This is a genomic window from Cedecea neteri (genome assembly GCF_000758305.1).
Classification (GTDB): domain Bacteria; phylum Pseudomonadota; class Gammaproteobacteria; order Enterobacterales; family Enterobacteriaceae; genus Cedecea; species Cedecea neteri_C.
In genome coordinates, this window is sequence record NZ_CP009458.1 from 647,477 (window position 1) to 664,102 (window position 16,626).

General features: G+C 53.8%; 18 protein-coding genes. 7 read left to right on the forward strand and 11 right to left on the reverse strand.

Annotation, left to right across the window (positions count from 1 at the left end; genetic code table 11):
* Positions 1-9 precede the first annotated feature (9 nt).
* Positions 10-1,428, forward strand: coding sequence for a glutamate synthase small subunit (locus LH23_RS02985; protein ID WP_039288178.1), 1,419 nt, complete (start codon positions 10-12; stop codon positions 1,426-1,428).
* An 82-nt stretch (positions 1,429-1,510) separates the two neighbouring features.
* Here LH23_RS02985 and sspB read toward each other — a convergent pair whose 3' ends face one another.
* The 5 genes from sspB to zapE form a co-directional block, all read right to left on the reverse strand.
* Positions 1,511-2,011 (reverse strand): ClpXP protease specificity-enhancing factor, encoded by a 501-nt coding sequence (gene sspB / locus LH23_RS02990; RefSeq protein WP_039288181.1) that lies wholly within the window; start codon positions 2,009-2,011, stop codon positions 1,511-1,513.
* 3 nt (positions 2,012-2,014) lie between these two features.
* Entirely contained in the window at positions 2,015-2,656 is a 642-nt protein-coding gene (gene sspA, locus LH23_RS02995; protein ID WP_008454872.1) for a stringent starvation protein SspA, read from the reverse strand.
* A 325-nt stretch (positions 2,657-2,981) separates the two neighbouring features.
* Positions 2,982-3,374: a 30S ribosomal protein S9 gene (rpsI, locus tag LH23_RS03000; RefSeq protein WP_000829818.1), complete on the reverse strand. Its 393-nt coding sequence runs from the start codon at positions 3,372-3,374 to the stop codon at positions 2,982-2,984.
* Positions 3,375-3,389: 15 nt separating this feature from the next.
* On the reverse strand, positions 3,390-3,818 hold the full coding sequence (gene rplM, locus LH23_RS03005; protein ID WP_008454874.1) for a 50S ribosomal protein L13: 429 nt from the start codon (positions 3,816-3,818) through the stop codon (positions 3,390-3,392).
* 227 nt (positions 3,819-4,045) lie between these two features.
* Complete coding sequence (zapE, locus tag LH23_RS03010) at positions 4,046-5,170, reverse strand: cell division protein ZapE (RefSeq protein WP_039288184.1); 1,125 nt, start codon at positions 5,168-5,170, stop codon at positions 4,046-4,048.
* A gap of 176 nt (positions 5,171-5,346) precedes the next feature.
* Between zapE and zapG the strand changes: the two genes are divergently transcribed.
* The 3 genes from zapG to degS all read left to right on the forward strand — a co-directional run bounded on the left by zapG (position 5,347) and on the right by degS (position 8,446).
* On the forward strand, positions 5,347-5,745 hold the full coding sequence (gene zapG, locus LH23_RS03015; protein WP_008454880.1) for a Z-ring associated protein ZapG: 399 nt from the start codon (positions 5,347-5,349) through the stop codon (positions 5,743-5,745).
* Between the two features lie 174 nt (positions 5,746-5,919).
* Positions 5,920-7,290 (forward strand): serine endoprotease DegQ, encoded by a 1,371-nt coding sequence (gene degQ, locus LH23_RS03020; protein WP_039288186.1) that lies wholly within the window; start codon positions 5,920-5,922, stop codon positions 7,288-7,290.
* 88 nt (positions 7,291-7,378) lie between these two features.
* Entirely contained in the window at positions 7,379-8,446 is a 1,068-nt protein-coding gene (gene degS / locus LH23_RS03025; RefSeq protein WP_039288188.1) for an outer membrane-stress sensor serine endopeptidase DegS, read from the forward strand.
* A 58-nt stretch (positions 8,447-8,504) separates the two neighbouring features.
* Here the strand turns inward: degS and mdh are convergent, their stop codons facing one another.
* Positions 8,505-9,440 (reverse strand): malate dehydrogenase, encoded by a 936-nt coding sequence (gene mdh / locus LH23_RS03030; RefSeq protein WP_008454883.1) that lies wholly within the window; start codon positions 9,438-9,440, stop codon positions 8,505-8,507.
* Between the two features lie 488 nt (positions 9,441-9,928).
* Between mdh and argR the strand changes: the two genes are divergently transcribed.
* From argR to yhcN (LH23_RS03045), 3 genes are all read left to right on the forward strand, one after another.
* Complete coding sequence (gene argR / locus LH23_RS03035; RefSeq protein ID WP_008454885.1) at positions 9,929-10,399, forward strand: transcriptional regulator ArgR; 471 nt, start codon at positions 9,929-9,931, stop codon at positions 10,397-10,399.
* 370 nt (positions 10,400-10,769) lie between these two features.
* Positions 10,770-11,033 carry a peroxide/acid stress response protein YhcN gene (yhcN, locus tag LH23_RS03040; RefSeq protein ID WP_039288190.1) on the forward strand — a complete coding sequence of 88 codons (264 nt, stop codon included), beginning with the start codon at positions 10,770-10,772 and terminating at the stop codon, positions 11,031-11,033.
* Positions 11,034-11,157: 124 nt separating this feature from the next.
* Entirely contained in the window at positions 11,158-11,424 is a 267-nt protein-coding gene (gene yhcN / locus LH23_RS03045) for a peroxide/acid stress response protein YhcN (protein WP_039288192.1), read from the forward strand.
* A gap of 71 nt (positions 11,425-11,495) precedes the next feature.
* Here the strand turns inward: yhcN (LH23_RS03045) and LH23_RS03050 are convergent, their stop codons facing one another.
* From LH23_RS03050 to aaeX, 5 genes are all read right to left on the reverse strand, one after another.
* Entirely contained in the window at positions 11,496-11,768 is a 273-nt protein-coding gene (locus tag LH23_RS03050; RefSeq protein WP_039288194.1) for a barstar family protein, read from the reverse strand.
* Between the two features lie 35 nt (positions 11,769-11,803).
* Positions 11,804-13,258 carry an NAD-dependent succinate-semialdehyde dehydrogenase gene (locus LH23_RS03055; RefSeq protein ID WP_039288196.1) on the reverse strand — a complete coding sequence of 485 codons (1,455 nt, stop codon included), beginning with the start codon at positions 13,256-13,258 and terminating at the stop codon, positions 11,804-11,806.
* A 98-nt stretch (positions 13,259-13,356) separates the two neighbouring features.
* Positions 13,357-15,318: a p-hydroxybenzoic acid efflux pump subunit AaeB gene (aaeB, locus tag LH23_RS03060; protein WP_039288202.1), complete on the reverse strand. Its 1,962-nt coding sequence runs from the start codon at positions 15,316-15,318 to the stop codon at positions 13,357-13,359.
* A 10-nt stretch (positions 15,319-15,328) separates the two neighbouring features.
* Positions 15,329-16,261 (reverse strand): p-hydroxybenzoic acid efflux pump subunit AaeA, encoded by a 933-nt coding sequence (gene aaeA / locus LH23_RS03065; protein ID WP_039288204.1) that lies wholly within the window; start codon positions 16,259-16,261, stop codon positions 15,329-15,331.
* Positions 16,262-16,268: 7 nt separating this feature from the next.
* Positions 16,269-16,472 (reverse strand): p-hydroxybenzoic acid efflux pump operon protein AaeX, encoded by a 204-nt coding sequence (gene aaeX, locus LH23_RS03070; protein WP_008454892.1) that lies wholly within the window; start codon positions 16,470-16,472, stop codon positions 16,269-16,271.
* Positions 16,473-16,626: the final 154 nt, after the last annotated feature.

The window sequence follows — 16,626 nt, forward strand, 5'->3', positions numbered from 1 at the left end:
GAGGTCACGATGAGTCAAAACGTTTATCAATTTATCGACTTGCAGCGCGTTGATCCGCCGAAGAAGCCGCTGAAGATCCGCAAAATTGAATTTGTGGAAATCTACGAGCCGTTCTCTGAGGGGCAGGCCAAGGCGCAGGCTGACCGCTGCCTCTCCTGCGGCAACCCGTACTGCGAGTGGAAGTGCCCGGTTCATAACTACATTCCAAACTGGCTGAAGCTGGCCAACGAGGGGCGCATTATTGAGGCAGCCGAGCTGTCTCACCAAACCAACAGCCTGCCGGAAGTCTGCGGCCGCGTCTGCCCGCAGGACCGTCTTTGCGAAGGCTCCTGCACGCTGAACGACGAGTTCGGGGCGGTGACCATCGGCAATATCGAGCGCTATATCAACGATAAAGCGATTGAGATGGGCTGGAAGCCGGACCTGACCGGCGTGAAGCAAACCGGTAAGCGCGTGGCTATCATCGGTGCAGGCCCTGCCGGGCTTGCCTGTGCGGACGTTCTGGCACGTAACGGCGTGAAGGCAGTGGTTTATGACCGACACCCTGAAATCGGCGGTCTGCTGACCTTCGGCATTCCAGCCTTTAAGCTGGAAAAAGAGGTAATGACCAAGCGTCGCGAAATCTTCAGCGGGATGGGGATTGAATTCAAACTCAATACCGAAGTAGGCCGCGACGTGCAAATGGACGAACTGCTGAGCGAATACGACTCCGTGTTCCTGGGCGTCGGCACCTATCAGTCCATGCGCGGTGGCCTCGAAAATGAAGACGCGCCAGGCGTGTATGACGCCCTGCCGTTCCTCATCGCCAATACCAAACAGATCATGGGCTTCAGCGAAACAGCCGAAGAACCGTATGTCAGCATGGAAGGCAAGCGAGTTGTCGTGCTGGGCGGCGGGGATACCGCTATGGACTGCGTGCGTACTTCAGTGCGCCAGGGTGCAACCCACGTGACCTGTGCCTACCGTCGTGACGAAGAAAACATGCCGGGCTCTAAGCGCGAAGTGAAAAACGCGCGTGAAGAAGGCGTAGAGTTCCAGTTCAATCTGCAGCCGCTGGGCGTGGAAATTAACGCTAATGGCCGGGTGTGCGGTGTGAAAGTGGCTCGTACCGAGCTGGGTGTGCCGGATGCTAATGGTCGTCGTCGCCCTGAGATCGTCGCCGGCTCCGAGCATGTACTGCCTGCCGATGCGGTGGTAATGGCCTTCGGTTTCCGCCCTCACAGCATGACGTGGCTGGAGCAGCACAGCGTTGAGCTGGACAGCCAGGGGCGCATTCTCGCGCCAGAAGCTAGCGAGAATGCTTTCCAGACCAGCAACCCGAAAATCTTCGCCGGTGGCGATGCGGTTCGCGGTTCCGATCTGGTGGTAACGGCTATTGCTGAAGGGCGCAAAGCTGCTGACGGGATCCTGAACTTCCTCGAAGTATAAGCGTTAAAATCTGGCGGCTTCGGCTGCCAGCTTTAGTCGCTATCGCACCATAAAAAAAGCCAGTCTTTCGACTGGCTTTTTGTTATTTCACCACGCGCAGTGCGGGGCGACCACCGCGAGGCGGCGGCGGATCGTCATTCGGGTTATTGTCATCATCGCCGTGATCCGGGCGATCGCCGTCAATAACCTGCATCACTGTTTCAGTCTCACCAATGACTGGCTGGTCATCGTTGTGGCTTTCAGCGTCTTCATCATAGCCCGCTTCCGGCTCAAACATAGTGCCCGCGCCATTTTCACGTGCATAAATAGCCAGCACGGCAGCCATAGGCACGTTAACCTGGCGAGGTACGCCGCCGAAACGCGCGTTAAAGCGCACTTCGTCGTTGGCCAGCTCCAGATTCCCTACGGCACGAGGTGCGATGTTCAGCACAATTTGCCCGTCACGCGCATACTCCATCGGAACCTGTACGCCCGGCAGCGTGATATCTACCACCAGATGCGGCGTGAGCTGGTTATCCAACAGCCACTCATAAAAGGCCCGCAGCAGATAAGGACGGCGCGGCGACAGCTGCGACATATCCATCAATTAGCCTCGGGTCTGCAGACGCATTTCGCGCTCAGGTTCGGTCAAAGAGGCCAGGAAGGAGTCACGCTCGAAGACGCGGGTCATGTACCCTTTCATCTCTTTGGAGCCAGCACCTGTCAGCTCAATGCCCATCTGCGGCAAGCGCCACAGCAGCGGAGCCAGATAGCAGTCGACCAGGCTGAACTCGTCGCTCAGGAAGAAAGGCTTCTGGGTAAAGACCGGGGCAATGCTCAGCAGCTCTTCACGCAGCTGCTTACGAGCGGCTTCCGCTTCCTGCGCTGAGCCATTCATCACCACATTCATCAGCGAATACCAATCTTTCTCAATACGGTGCATGTACAGACGGCTTTCACCACGCGCAACCGGATAAACCGGCATCAAAGGTGGGTGCGGGAAACGCTCATCAAGGTATTCCATGATGATGCGGGATTCCCACAGCGTCAGCTCGCGGTCAACCAGGGTCGGTACGCTGTGATTGGGGTTGAGGTCAATCAGATCCTGAGGCAGGTTATCCGTTTCCACATGCTCAATTTCAACGCTAACACCTTTCTCAGCCAGGACGATACGTACCTGGTGACTGTAGATGTCAGTAGGACCGGAAAACAGCGTCATCACCGAACGTTTGTTGGCAGCGACAGCCATGAAAACCTCCAAGTTTATCCAGAAAATTACTGCTAATAGCCGCAAGCGGCGACTAACCTGACCGTTTATTACCCAATGCTTCGCCAAAACATCGCTGACGCCCTTTAAGGGGCGAAAACAACCGGATGCCGACATTTGGGCAGAAAATTGGATGATAGTTTACCAGATTTTACTGGTTTTGTGGTGGTCGTATATTGAATTTGCCTGAAAGGCAAATCATTTCAAAATGTTAGACGCAATAATATAAATTACAGGCATAAAAAAACCCGGTACCAGGACCGGGCTTTTTGCCAACTGTCTTGCTGCCTGGAAAGGCAGAGAACAATTAACGTTTGGAGAACTGAGGACGACGACGTGCTTTACGCAGACCGACTTTCTTACGTTCAACCTGACGAGCATCACGGGTAACGAAGCCAGCTTTACGCAGCTCGGAACGCAGGGACTCATCGTACTCCATCAGAGCGCGGGTGATACCGTGACGGATCGCACCAGCCTGACCAGAGATACCACCACCTTTAACGGTGATGTACAGATCCAGTTTCTCAACCATGTCGACCAGTTCCAGCGGCTGACGAACTACCATGCGGGCAGTTTCACGACCGAAGTACTGTTCCAGAGAACGTTGGTTGATAACGATTTTGCCGTTGCCCGGTTTGATAAACACGCGAGCTGCGGAACTTTTGCGGCGACCAGTGCCGTAGTATTGATTTTCAGCCATTGCCTATAATCCCGATTAAATGTCCAGAACTTGCGGTTGCTGTGCCGCGTGGTTGTGCTCGGTGCCCGCGTAAACTTTCAGTTTACGGAACATTGCACGACCCAGCGGGCCCTTTGGCAGCATGCCTTTAACCGCGATTTCAATCACACGCTCAGGACGGCGGGCAATCATCTCTTCAAAGGTCGCTTGTTTGATACCACCGATGTGGCCGGTGTGGTGGTAGTACACTTTGTCAGTACGCTTGTTGCCGGTTACAGCAACTTTGTCAGCGTTCAGAACGATGATGTAATCACCAGTATCAACGTGCGGAGTGTATTCCGCTTTGTGCTTACCGCGCAGACGGCGAGCCAGTTCAGTAGCCAGACGACCTAAGGTCTTACCTTCAGCATCAACGACATACCAGTCGCGCTGTACAGTTTCTGGTTTAGCTGTAAAAGTTTTCATTAAAAGCTTACCCAATATATAGTTACACGTTGGTGAACACCCAAACGTTTAAAATCAGTCGAGGTTCACGCGACATTGTCCAGCAAACCTACCCCTTCGAATAGCCTATGCCGGCACGACAAAAGTTTTGGGAAAAAAACTTTGGTTGTAACGTGGGGTCGCAAGATTATAGAGAAGTCGACCTCAAAGATCGACCACAATTTGTCGTTGATATCACATATTCATCGTCACGGCAGATGAGGACGACGCAAATACTCTTCGCTTTGCATTTCCTGCAGCCTGGAAAGACAGCGCTGGAACTCAAACTTAAGCCTTTCCCCTTGATAAATATTGAATAGCTCGGCCTCAGCGGACACAACCAGCTTGACGTGGCGCTCATAGAATTCGTCCACCAGCGCGATAAAACGGCGTGCCTCACTTTCCATCAGCGTTGTCATCACCGTTACATTAAACAGCAGGACGGTGTGGAACTGGCGCGAAAGCGCGATGTAATCATGTTGGCTGCGGGCATCCACACATAGCGTACTGAAGTCGATAGCCAGCGTCTGGTTTGCGGCCCCCATCGTCACCATTGGCCGGTGGTTGATTTCCAGCACCGGCGCACCTTCGCGCTTTGCCCCGGCCAGAGCAACATAAAGCTTTTCCATTTGTACGGCGGTGTCTGCATTCAGCGGTGACAGCCAAAGGTGCGCCTGAGTCAGCGTTCTCAGGCGATAATCAATCCCGGCATCCACGTTCATCACGTCGCAATAGCGTTTGATTGCTTCGATGGCGGGTAAGAATCGCGCGCGCTGCAGCCCATTGCGGTACAAATCATCGGGCGGGATGTTCGACGTGGCCACCAGCGTAATGCCTCGCGCAAAAAGCGCTTTCATTAATGTGCCCAGCAGCATGGCATCGGTGATATCAGAGACAAAAAATTCGTCGAAGCACAGCACATCTGCTTCGGCCTTAAAGCCGTCAGCAATGATTTCTAAAGGATCGGTGTGGCCCTGCTGCTGCGCCAGCTCTTCGTGAACTCGAAGCATAAAACGGTGAAAGTGCAGCCTGAGTTTGCGCTCTCCCGGCAAACTCTGGAAAAACATATCCATCAGCCAGGTTTTACCTCGCCCCACGCCTCCCCACATATATAAACCCCGGGCGGGTTCCTGCCCGGCCTGAACCTCTTTTTTACCGAACAGCTTGCCGAACTTAGTCAGCAACCCACCGGCAGGCGCAGGCGTTGGTGCAACGGACAATGCTTGCCAGATCGCGTCCAGGCGCATAATCGCCTCGTGCTGTACGTCATCAGGTTGAAAACTGCCTTCTGCCAGGGCCTGCTGGTAGCGCGATGCAGGAGAGAGATTTTGCATGGTATTATTATCTTCCCTTTATAATCGGATAGCCGTTCACTGCCATTTTCGAACCGGTTGTCCAAAAAAAGGCCGTTCTACCCTAAGCGATGCAGCGTCAGGATTCCACTTCTCTTAGGTTAACGGTTATAGTGGCTACATTACCCTACGAAATCACAAGATAACGGGAGAAGTTCATGACTTGGGAATATGCGCTTATTGGGTTAGTGGTGGGCCTTATTATCGGCGCCGTAGCCATGCGTTTCGGCAACCGTAAGCTGCGCCAGCAGCAAGCTCTGCAGTATGAGCTGGAAAAAAACAAAGCGGAGCTTGAAGAGTACCGCGAAGAGTTAGTCAGCCACTTTGCCCGCAGCGCCGAGCTGCTGGACAACATGGCGCACGATTATCGCCAGCTGTATCAGCATATGGCAAAAAGCTCCAGCAGCCTGCTGCCAGAGATGACAGCGGAAGCCAATCCGTTCCGTAACCGCCTTGCCGAATCTGAAGCCGGGAACGATCAGGCGCCGGTTCAGATGCCGCGTGATTATTCAGACGGTGCTTCCGGCCTGCTTCGCGCCGGTGCAAAACGCGATTAATCCCTGTTTTAGCTTTTCCGGGGCACAGTTCAGGTGCCCCATCCTTTCCTGACCCAGCTATCATTTAATTGTCTTGTGCTTTCTTATTACGCCATTGTGAGTCGATTGATATTTCAATAACATCCATTGCGTGAGTGGGCATTCCTTTTTCCAGGTGACGAGAGCCAGCATCCAATGAAGAAACAAACACGGCTGTTGAGTGCATTAGCGTTAAGCGTCGGCCTGACGCTCGGCGTATCCCCTCTGGCAAGCGCGTCACTGCCTTCCCAGGTTCCAGGCCAGCCGGCTTTGCCAAGCCTTGCGCCGATGCTGGAAAAAGTCTTGCCGGCGGTCGTCAGCGTGCAGGTTGAAGGCACCGCCTCGGCTTCCAGCCAGAAAGTGCCGGAAGAGTTCAAAAAGTTCTACGGCGATGATGCCCCCTCCGACGCGCCGCAGCAGTTTGAAGGTTTAGGCTCCGGCGTCATCATCAACGCCGCGAAAGGCTATGTCCTGACCAACAATCATGTGATTAATCAGGCACAGAAAATCAGCGTGCAGCTGAATGACGGGCGTGAATTTGATGCCAAACTGATTGGCGGAGACGATCAAAGCGACATCGCACTGCTTCAGTTGCAAAACGCGACCGGGCTTACCGAAATCAAAGTGGCCGACTCTGACAAGCTTAAAGTAGGTGATTTTGCGGTTGCGGTGGGTAACCCCTTTGGCCTCGGTCAAACAGCGACCTCCGGCATCGTTTCCGCACTGGGCCGCAGCGGCCTGAACCTTGAAGGCCTGGAGAACTTTATTCAGACCGATGCTTCAATCAACCGCGGCAACTCCGGCGGCGCGCTGCTCAACCTGAACGGCGAGCTGATCGGCATCAACACAGCGATTCTTGCTCCCGCCGGCGGCAGCGTAGGGATTGGTTTTGCTATCCCGAGCAATATGGCCCAAACCCTCGCCAAACAGCTGATGGAATTTGGTGAAATCAAGCGTGGGCTATTGGGTATTAAAGGCATGGAGATGAACGCCGACATCGCCAAAGCGTTTAACCTTTCCACCCAGCGCGGCGCCTTTGTCAGTGAGGTCCTGCCTCAGTCAGGCTCGGCAAAAGCGGGCGTTAAAGCCGGGGATATCATCACCAGCCTGAACGGTAACCCGCTGAGCAGTTTCGCCGAGCTACGAGCGAAAATCGCCACAACCGAGCCAGGCACCGTGGTGAAACTGGGCTTGCTGCGCGACGGTAAACCACTGGAAGTCAGCGTGACGCTGGACAAGAGCACCGCCTCTTCCGCCAGCGCGGAAATGATCCTGCCAGCGCTGCAGGGTGCCACGCTAAGCGATGGGCAACTGAAGGACGGCGGCAAAGGTATTCGTCTGGATAACGTGGATAAAGGCACGCCTGCGGCTCAGGTCGGCCTGCACAAAGACGATATTATCGTCGGCATTAACCGCGAGCGAATTCATACCATCGCCGAAATGCGCAAAGTGCTGGAAACCAAGCCTGCGGTTATCGCGCTGCATGTTGTTCGCGGTGAACAGAGCCTCTATTTGCTGTTGCGTTAACGGAAGCAGAGAAACGGACATCGTCTGTACGATGTCCGTTCAACTCATGCTATTCTGCGGTCGATTTCTCACTCATTAACTCAAACTCATGTTTCTAAAGATCTTACGTTCGATTGTCATTGGGCTAATTGTTGCGGGGCTTCTGCTGCTCGCGATGCCGTCGTTGCGCAAAGCCGTTGGCCCACTTGCGCCTGCGCAATATGACAGCACAGACGAAACGCCGATGAGCTTTAATCCGGCGGTGCGCCGCGCTGCCCCGGCGGTAGTGAATGTGTACAACCGCAGCGTAGGCAATAACGGCCAAAACCAGCTTCAAATCAAGACGCTCGGCTCCGGCGTTATCATGGACGGACGTGGCTACATCATCACCAACAAGCACGTGATCAACGATGCCGAGCAGATCATCGTCGCGCTCCAGGACGGGCGGGTGTTTGAAGCCCTGCTTATTGGCTCCGATAGCCTGACCGACCTCGCAGTATTGAAAATCAACGCCACTAACCTGCCGATCATTCCTATTAACGGCAAGCGCCAGCCCCATATTGGCGACGTGGTCATGGCCATCGGTAACCCTTACAACCTGGGGCAGACGGTCACGCAGGGCATTATCAGCGCGACCGGGCGCATCGGCCTGAGCCCTTCGGGCCGACAGTCGTTCCTGCAAACTGACGCTTCGATTAACCGTGGCAACTCCGGCGGGGCGCTGGTGAACTCACTCGGGGAACTGATGGGCATCAACACCCTGTCGTTTGACAAGAGTAATGACGGCGAAACGCCGGAAGGGATTGGTTTTGCGATACCGACCCAGTTGGCGACCAAGATAATGGATAAGCTCATCCGCGATGGGCGGGTTATTCGTGGCTACATCGGCATTGGCGGCAGAGAAATCACTCCGCTACATGGCCCCTCCACCGGCATCGATCAGCTGCAAGGCATCATCGTTAATGCTGTATCCCCGGACGGCCCGGCCGCTCAGGCAGGTATTCAGGTTAACGACGTGATTATCTCGGTGAACCACAAACCAGCCATCTCGGCGCTGGAAACCATGGACCAGGTGGCAGAAATTCGCCCGGGCTCGGTGATTCCGGTCGAAGTCATGCGTGAAGATAAGAAACTCACGCTGCAGGTCACCGTGCAGGAATATCCCGCCGGAAGCTAAACGGCAGACATAAAAAAACCGGAACCTGAGTTCCGGTTTTTTTTTATCCAGGCGTCGATTACTTAACGAATTCTTCGCCCAACTGGATATCTTTCTTCAGGGTATCCAGCATGCCTTCCATCGCGTTTTTCTCGAACGCGCTGAGGGTGCCGATAGCTTTACGCTCAACGATACCGTTTTTACCCAGCAGCAGCGGCTGAGAGAAGAAACGGGCGTGCTCACCGTCACCTTCAACGTAGGCGCATTCCACAACGTTGCTTTCGCCTTTCAGAGCGCGAACCAGAGACAGACCAAAACGAGCTGCAGCCTGGCCCATAGACAGCGTTGCAGACCCGCCACCGGCTTTCGCTTCAACCACTTCAGTACCTGCATTCTGGATACGTTTGGTCAGGTCAGCGACTTCCTGCTCGGTGAAGCTCACGCCAGGGATCTGGGACAGAAGAGGCAGAATGGTCACGCCAGAGTGGCCGCCAATCACCGGAACTTCGATATCCGTTGGCTGCTTGCCTTTCAGCTCAGCAACAAAGGTGTTAGAACGGATGATATCCAGCGTGGTCACGCCGAACAGTTTGTTCTTATCGTAAACACCCGCTTTTTTCAGCACTTCTGCGGCAATCGCCACGGTGGTGTTCACCGGGTTGGTAATAATACCGATGCAGGCTTTAGGGGCGGTTTTCGCCACTTGCTCGATCAGGTTTTTCACGATGCCAGCGTTCACGTTGAACAGGTCGGAACGATCCATACCTGGTTTACGTGCTACACCTGCGGAGATCAGCACCACATCAGCACCCACCAGCGCAGGAGTAGCATCTTCGCCGGAGAAACCTTTGATTTTCACGTCAGTCGGGATATGACTCAGATCCACCGCAACCCCTGGGGTTACTGGCGCAATGTCATACAGAGAGAGTTCTGAGCCTGAAGGCAGTTGGGTCTTAAGTAGAAGGGCAAGCGCCTGGCCGATACCGCCAGCTGCGCCGAGGACTGCAACTTTCATCCTAAACTCCTTATTATGGTTAGCAAAATCGTGCCGTAACTCCATGCGGTGGCGACCATAATCCAGAGAGGAGATAATTACAATCTTCCCGCCGCCAGATTGCGATATAAAGCAATCACCGACCGCGTTGCTGCTGCATTTACTCGCCGGGAGGAACGACGCCATAGCGCCCGGTCACGACCTGATGTGGTTACATCAACGGCGGTTACATTACCCCTCCGCGCACACCAAAACAACATCATTTTGATAACATTTAATTTACTTTGAAGCTTATTTGCGAGTCGTGACACAGGCATGTTCGCCGATAACGAAATTTGATAAAATCGCCCGCTTTCATAACATTATTTCAGGCTGCTCTCCGCCGGATGATTCTCCCACTCTATTCAGGCCGCCGTAAAATCTGGCACCTGAAGGAAGATGAACAATTTGCATAAAAATTCATTTAAATGCATAATAATGTTATCTCTTTTACCCAGGATAGGTTATTTATGCGTAACTCCTCAAAACAAGAAGAATTAGTAAAGGCTTTCAAAGCATTACTTAAAGAAGAGAAATTCAGCTCACAGGGCGAGATAGTTCAGGCGTTACAAAACGACGGCTTCGAAAACATCAACCAATCCAAAGTCTCCCGCATGCTGACCAAATTTGGCGCGGTGAGAACACGCAATGCAAAGATGGAAATGGTCTACTGCCTGCCTGCCGAGCTGGGCGTCCCGACGACCTCCAGCCCGCTAAAAAACCTGGTTCTGGATATCGACTATAACGACGCCGTCGTAGTGATCCATACCAGCCCTGGGGCTGCACAGCTCATTGCTCGCCTGCTGGATTCACTGGGAAAAGCGGAAGGCATTCTGGGCACCATTGCCGGGGACGACACTATTTTCACCACACCGGCCAACAATTTCACGGTGAAAGAGCTGTACGAAGCCATTCTGGTGCTGTTCGAACAAGAGCTGTAATCACTCCCCCTCTTCTCAGCCCGCCGTCATGACGCGGCGGGCTTCTCATTCGGTAATCTTCCGTAAATAAACCTCAATCCAGCGTATGGAATTGCTTCAATACTATTCCTCAGGGCATTGTTCTGCGTATTACCGCACAAATGGTTAAATTCACCCATATCTATGATTTTACTTATATTTAACAAAAATGGCGTGATAAAAACGTCTTTTTAATAACTATCAGGAATAAAAAATCATTTCGTTAATTTAAAGTTGCATAGGCAACAATTAGCAGGGTATTAATTTTTTCCGTAACTAGTGTATACTTAATTTCGTGATGAGGGTCACAGAACGATGGCCCAACCAAAAGAATACGACGAGGAAAAAAACCATGAACATGAAAGCCACTTTAGTTACCGCCAGCCTGCTCTCCGCTCTGTCATTCGGCGTTTTCGCCGCTGACTCTATCAACGCTCAGCAAGCGCAGAATCGCCAGTCACTGGGTACCGTTTCCGTCGATGACATCGGCAGTTCTCCGATGGATATGCACGAAATGCTGAACCAGAAAGCTGAGCAAAACGGCGCTTCCGCTTACCGCGTGATCGAAGCCCGCACCGGTGGACACTGGCACGCAACGGCAGAACTGTACAAATAAGCGTTCTTAGCCATAAGCCAGTTGAATAGAGTTGAGTAGAAACGTTAAGCCTCGGCGGCCCCAAGTAGAAAAATCGCGATTAAGCCCTTCCGGCCGCCACGTTAAACCTTCAGGAGTAAAGACTATGAAAACCAAATTAACTATCGCCGCACTGAGCCTGCTGTCCGTTATCTCTTTAGGCGCTAACGCAGCCGCACACCAGATCAACAGCGAACAAGCTCAAGGCCTGCAATCCATGGGTTCCATTTCTGTAAGCCAGGTAGGCAGTGCGCCAATGGATATGCGTCAGGAATTGTCCCAGAAAGCCACAGAACAAGGTGCCTCTGCTTATCGTATTACCGAAGCCCGTAGCGGCGATAACTGGCACGCGACCGCAGAGCTGTACAAATAAACCCTCGTCGTACTTGTCCTACGACTTTGCCCCCGCTCGCCGGGGGCTTTTTTATGGCCGCTAATCATACGTTAGCCGTGAATGTTAAAACGGAGCTGGCCTTCCAGTTCTTCTTCTGCCTCGTCAAAGAGCAAAATGAGCGCCCCGAACCTGCGCCGCTTGCTTTCCGGCAGATGCGCAAACTCGATCTCCACGGGCAGCGGTAACATGGACGCCGTGACCACGTCCCACAGGCTATCCAGATCGTGAACCTGCTCCTTGCGTAGCGCGAGTTGCTCCGCAAACTGGCGATAGAAAGCCAGGTTGTCGTCGATGTGGTTAAAATCAAAAGTAAATTTTTTCATCGCTGCCGTCCTGACTCTTTTAAGCAAGCGCTGAGCTAAAGCCCGCCGATATGTAGCGTTTTCACTTCCAGGAACTCATCCAGCCCCAGCACGGAGCCTTCACGCCCTAACCCCGACTCTTTCACACCGCCGAAAGGCCCGAGTTCCGTGGAAACAGCGCATTCGTTAATTCCAACCATGCCGCTTTCCAGAGCCTGGGAGACGCGGAAAACGCGCTGTAAATTCTGGGTATAGAAATAGGCTGCCAGCCCAAATGGCGTATTGTTGGCTCTTTCGATGACCTCTTCTTCCGTTTCAAAGCGGAAGCAGGCCGCAAGAGGGCCAAACGTCTCTTCCCTGGCTAGTTTCATATCATCGTTAGCGTTGATGATAACGGTGGGTTGCCAGAAATTGCCGCCCAACACATGGGGCTTGCCGCCGACAAGCGCTTTCCCGCCTTTCGCCAGCGCATCATCAACATGCTCGCGCACTTTATCGACCGCAGATTGCTCAATCAGAGGCCCGACAATCACGCCCTCTTCCAGGCCGTTGCCCACCTTCAGCTTTTCGACCTCTGCAGCAAGCTTATTCACAAAACTGTCGTACACATTTTGCTGGATGAAAAAGCGGTTAACGCTGACGCAGACCTGGCCGGCATTGCGGAATTTGTTAGCAATGGCACCTTTTACTGCCGCATCGATATCCGCGTCATCAAACACGATATAAGGCGCATTGCCCCCCAGCTCCATCGACACTTTCTTCATTGTTTCCGCAGCGTTACGCATCAGCGTTTTACCCACCGCCGTCGAACCCGTGAAGGAGATTTTGCGCACCTGATGGCTGGCCATAATGGCATCGCTGATTTCCTGGGTTTTCCCGGCCACGGCGTTCAATACGCCGTCCGGCACGCCAGCCTGCTTCGCCAGCTCCAGCAAAGCGAAAGCGGAAAGCGGAGTGTTATTCGCGGGCTTTATCACCCCGGTACAGCCAGCGGCCAGTGCGGGCCCGAGTTTGCGGGTCAGCATCGCCATGGGGAAATTCCACGGCGTGATTGCCGCGACTACGCCGACGGGTTCACGCGTGGCCAGAATGCGAGAGCCGGGCTTAACCGGAGGAATGATCTCGCCGTTGGCGCGTTTGGCCTGTTCAGCGAACCACTGAATGAAACTCGCGGCGTAATCCACTTCACCCTCAGCCTCTTTGAGCGGCTTCCCCTGCTCAAGGGTCATTAAACGGGCGAGCCAGCTTTTGTTAGCCAGCATCAGTTCAAACCAACGGTAGAGAATTTCAGATCGCTGTTTAGCGGTTTTCGCCCGCCAGGCGGGGAAAGCTTTGCTGGCGGCCTCAATCGCGGCTTCGGTTTCTCGTTTACCCGCTCTTGCCACTTTAGCCACTCTTTCTCCCGTCGCAGGATTCAGCACATCAAAAGTGTCTTCAAGCGGATGCCACTTACCTGCGACCAGATAACCGGTTTTAAAGAGCTCACTTTGCTGGAGTGTCTGATTCGTCATAATTGCTCCTGTTCCTAAGTGTTCATCCCAGTAACCGCAGTTAAGTATAGATAGAAAAAAGCCGACGCAGGCGTCGGCTCTTCAAGCTAAGGTTGGGCTCAGGCGTTAATCAACGTGTGCCGGTAGCGGTGTAAAATGTCCGCCAGCCGCTTCACCGGCTCTGTTACCTGCCGCGGCGCTTCCCACAGGCGAAGCTTCTCCTGGTAGATTTCAAGCTCGCCTAAAAGCCTTTCGTAATAGCGCTCTCGCTTATCATCGCTGCTGGCAGAAATCACCTTATCCGCCGTTTTGCGCAATTGCCGGTGGAAGGCGGAGAGATCGTCATTCACCGGGATAGGTGCATCGCGCAGGCGCTGATGCGCGATGATAAGCGTCAGCGCAAGGCGATAACGATCTATGTCGCCTGGGAACATGTTGAGCAGTAAAAACAGCTGCTGGTACAGCGCCGGAAGGTGGTTCTCTTTACGCCGAGCGTTATTGGTCGTTAGCGCCGATACCGCAGCCGATACAAACTGGTTCAGCAGCGTGCGGCCCGTGCGCTCTTTCGAATTATCACGGATCAGCAGGATCACCATCATGGCCAGGAAACAGCCAACGATCTGCCCCAGCGCGCTGTCGAGGAAGCTGCTGAAATGGAAAGTCATCGGGTTATCCAGCACGATGATGTTTATCGTCCCGGCCAGCGCCCCCATAGAACCCAGCCGCCGCTTCTGTACCTCAATGCCCATAAAGAAGCCCAGCAGGGCAAGGCTGATACACAGCAACAGCATACTCTGCTGCGTGGACGGCAGCACCACAAGGAAGTAGAACGCGCCCAGCGGCAGCGCTACCAACATGCCATACAGGAAGTCGAGCGAAACCATGCGCGGGTTAGGCAGGCGCATCGCCAGCGCTGTCACCACCGCAATCATCACCATTGCTCCGCTACCGGATGTCCAGCCGGTCCACAGCCAGAACAGGCTTCCAAGCACGCAGGAAATCGTCGTGCGCCAGAAGTTAATCATCGCGTGGTGGCCTTCGGCGGATTCCACCTTAACCACCGCTTCGCCGTTCAATACCTCTTCTTCAACCGCGCTCACGCGGCTATTACTGATAAAACCGCGCTTCAACAACAGATAGCGGGTAGAGGCGGAAACCCAGGAGCCGATGGTTACCGGCGTGGCCTTTTCACCCATCACGGAAATCGCCCTGCGCAGCACTTTCATCCGTTTATAAACGTCGTCGGCGGTTTCCACTTCGGCGGCAAAAAGCTGGCGGAATTCTGGCGTGACGTACTCAGGCCGGGTGTTTTGAATCAGGAATGTTTCGCAGGCCTGAGTGATCAGCGTCAGCGAAAGTGTGTTGATCGCTTTCAGGCGGCGGTTGGCTTTCGCCCAGCGGGCGGATTCCATATTCAGGTTGGCGCGCATACCGTTCAGCGCGGTGACTTTACGTACCAGCCCGCTCCAGGCTTTATCCACCTCTTCTTTATCACCGTGGGCGATGCAAAGCTGCATCAGGCGGTATTGGTCCACCAGCAGGTTATCCAGTTCCCGGTCAATCTCCTGCTTGATGGAACGCGGAGAAAACAGCAGGTCGGCGACGATGGCACACACAATCCCGATAACGATTTCGCTACAGCGTTCAACGGCAAACTGCGGCGTAGTCAGCGGAGCCACCTGAATAGTGACCACGATAATCAGCGCGGTGTAGCCCGCAAGGCCCCAGGCGTAGGAGTTTTCGACGCGAACAAGTGACGAGATCCAGGTACAGAATCCGGCCCAGATACAACACACCAGCAGCATCACAACCGGGGCACGGATCAGCGTGATAATGATTACCAGCGCGGCCGCACAGCCGATAAACGTCCCGATAATACGCAGCATTCCGCGATAGCGTATGGCCCCGGAATAAGGCTCCCCACCAGCGGCAAAGGCAGGCCCGGCGGCCACAATCGCGGCGGTCAGCACCGCCCAGCGCGGCGTTTCCAGCTCAAAGTGAAAACCGACAAACACCGCCAGCACAATGGCGAAAGCGAGCTTTATCGCAAAGCGAACATGCAGCCTGGAAATGTTATACATAGCGGCCTGCTTAACCGAACTCGCGCAGACGATGCATCAGCTTGATAAACGCCGAGTCATTTTCCGCTTTACGGTCTTTTTCACCGGTGACCACAACGGTCGCGGTAGTCCCGGCGGGATACAAATTGCCCATCTGTTCATCAAGGTGAATTCTGACCGGCACGCGCTGAGCAAGACGCACCCACTCAAGGTTGGAGTCGACCGTTGCCATACCTTTTGAATCGCTGGTGCTGCTGGCGTTTGTCACCCCGGCAGAGATGCTGTCGACGCTGCCGCGCAGCACGCGGTTGCTGCCGAGCGGCGTGATCTGTACGCGATAGCCTGGGCGAATGCCCTCGAGTTTAGTCTCTTCCATGTAGGCCAGAATGTAGAACGAATTCTGTTTTACCAACGCTACGGAGGTCGCACCGCGGTTAATAAATTCCCCGGTATGCACGTTAAGGTTGGTTACCCAGCCGTCCGCTGGGGCACGAATGACCGTGCGCTGCAGGTCGAGTTTGGCCAGATCGCGCGTCGCCTGGGCTTTATCTAACTGATGAAGTACGGTTTGCAGCGAGTTGTTGGACTGATCAATCTCTTCGCGCGACATGGCCTGAATGCCAAGGGAGTTACGCCGCCCGGCTTCACGACGCTTTTCAGAGGACAGCGCCTGGTAATAAGCCACGTCTGCTTCGGCCTGTTCGAGCGCTTTCTGGTAGCGCGGCTGGTCGATGGTGAACAGGACCTGGTCTTTCTTCACCAGCTGGTTGTCCTGAACGTTCACGCTGGTGATAAGCCCCGACACATCCGGCGCAATGGCAACAACGTCGGCGGTGAAACGCGCGTCTCGTGTCCACGGGGATTCGGTGTAAAACACCCACGCACGAAAGATAGCGATGAAGGCCAGCAGCACCAGCAAAAGCGTGATAGCGGTACGGGTTATGTTTCTTGTTAGTATTTTCACATCAACCTCAAACGAACAAACGCGAAATCAGATAAAAAAGGCAGCAATAGAGCGCTGTATTGAATAATGCAGGGTGCCAGACAAAATCATAGATGCCGGTTGGGGTCAGCAACCGACGCGCCAGCCAGAACGCGGCGAGCGACAGAATTAATTCGAAGAATATCGGCGGAAACGAAAGACCGAATATTACGATAACCGGAAATAGACTCATTTTGACCTTGATAAGATAATGCAGGCGATACATAACTCGACGGTAAACCGCGACGGAGAGGCCAGAAATGGCGGGCGAGCGTGCGGTATGAGTTATGTTAATAATAATATATTAACGTAACTGTTACCCTGTTATCTATAATGTGTGATCTAAA

What these genes read in the sequence shown, in the direction of transcription:
- sspA (WP_008454872.1), bottom strand. Translation starts at nt 2,656, where the DNA reads ATGGCTGTCGCTGCCAACAAACGTTCGGTGATGACGCTGTTTTCCGGT.
- rpsI (WP_000829818.1), bottom strand. Translation starts at nt 3,374, where the DNA reads ATGGCTGAAAATCAATACTACGGCACTGGTCGCCGCAAAAGTTCCGCA.
- zapG (WP_008454880.1), top strand. Translation starts at nt 5,347, where the DNA reads ATGACTTGGGAATATGCGCTTATTGGGTTAGTGGTGGGCCTTATTATC.
- sspB (WP_039288181.1), bottom strand. Translation starts at nt 2,011, where the DNA reads ATGGATATGTCGCAGCTGTCGCCGCGCCGTCCTTATCTGCTGCGGGCC.
- LH23_RS03055 (WP_039288196.1), bottom strand. Translation starts at nt 13,258, where the DNA reads ATGACGAATCAGACACTCCAGCAAAGTGAGCTCTTTAAAACCGGTTAT.
- degS (WP_039288188.1), top strand. Translation starts at nt 7,379, where the DNA reads ATGTTTCTAAAGATCTTACGTTCGATTGTCATTGGGCTAATTGTTGCG.
- yhcN (WP_039288192.1), top strand. Translation starts at nt 11,158, where the DNA reads ATGAAAACCAAATTAACTATCGCCGCACTGAGCCTGCTGTCCGTTATC.
- LH23_RS02985 (WP_039288178.1), top strand. Translation starts at nt 10, where the DNA reads ATGAGTCAAAACGTTTATCAATTTATCGACTTGCAGCGCGTTGATCCG.
- rplM (WP_008454874.1), bottom strand. Translation starts at nt 3,818, where the DNA reads ATGAAAACTTTTACAGCTAAACCAGAAACTGTACAGCGCGACTGGTAT.
- zapE (WP_039288184.1), bottom strand. Translation starts at nt 5,170, where the DNA reads ATGCAAAATCTCTCTCCTGCATCGCGCTACCAGCAGGCCCTGGCAGAA.
- degQ (WP_039288186.1), top strand. Translation starts at nt 5,920, where the DNA reads ATGAAGAAACAAACACGGCTGTTGAGTGCATTAGCGTTAAGCGTCGGC.
- mdh (WP_008454883.1), bottom strand. Translation starts at nt 9,440, where the DNA reads ATGAAAGTTGCAGTCCTCGGCGCAGCTGGCGGTATCGGCCAGGCGCTT.
- aaeX (WP_008454892.1), bottom strand. Translation starts at nt 16,472, where the DNA reads ATGAGTCTATTTCCGGTTATCGTAATATTCGGTCTTTCGTTTCCGCCG.
- argR (WP_008454885.1), top strand. Translation starts at nt 9,929, where the DNA reads ATGCGTAACTCCTCAAAACAAGAAGAATTAGTAAAGGCTTTCAAAGCA.
- yhcN (WP_039288190.1), top strand. Translation starts at nt 10,770, where the DNA reads ATGAACATGAAAGCCACTTTAGTTACCGCCAGCCTGCTCTCCGCTCTG.
- LH23_RS03050 (WP_039288194.1), bottom strand. Translation starts at nt 11,768, where the DNA reads ATGAAAAAATTTACTTTTGATTTTAACCACATCGACGACAACCTGGCT.
- aaeB (WP_039288202.1), bottom strand. Translation starts at nt 15,318, where the DNA reads ATGTATAACATTTCCAGGCTGCATGTTCGCTTTGCGATAAAGCTCGCT.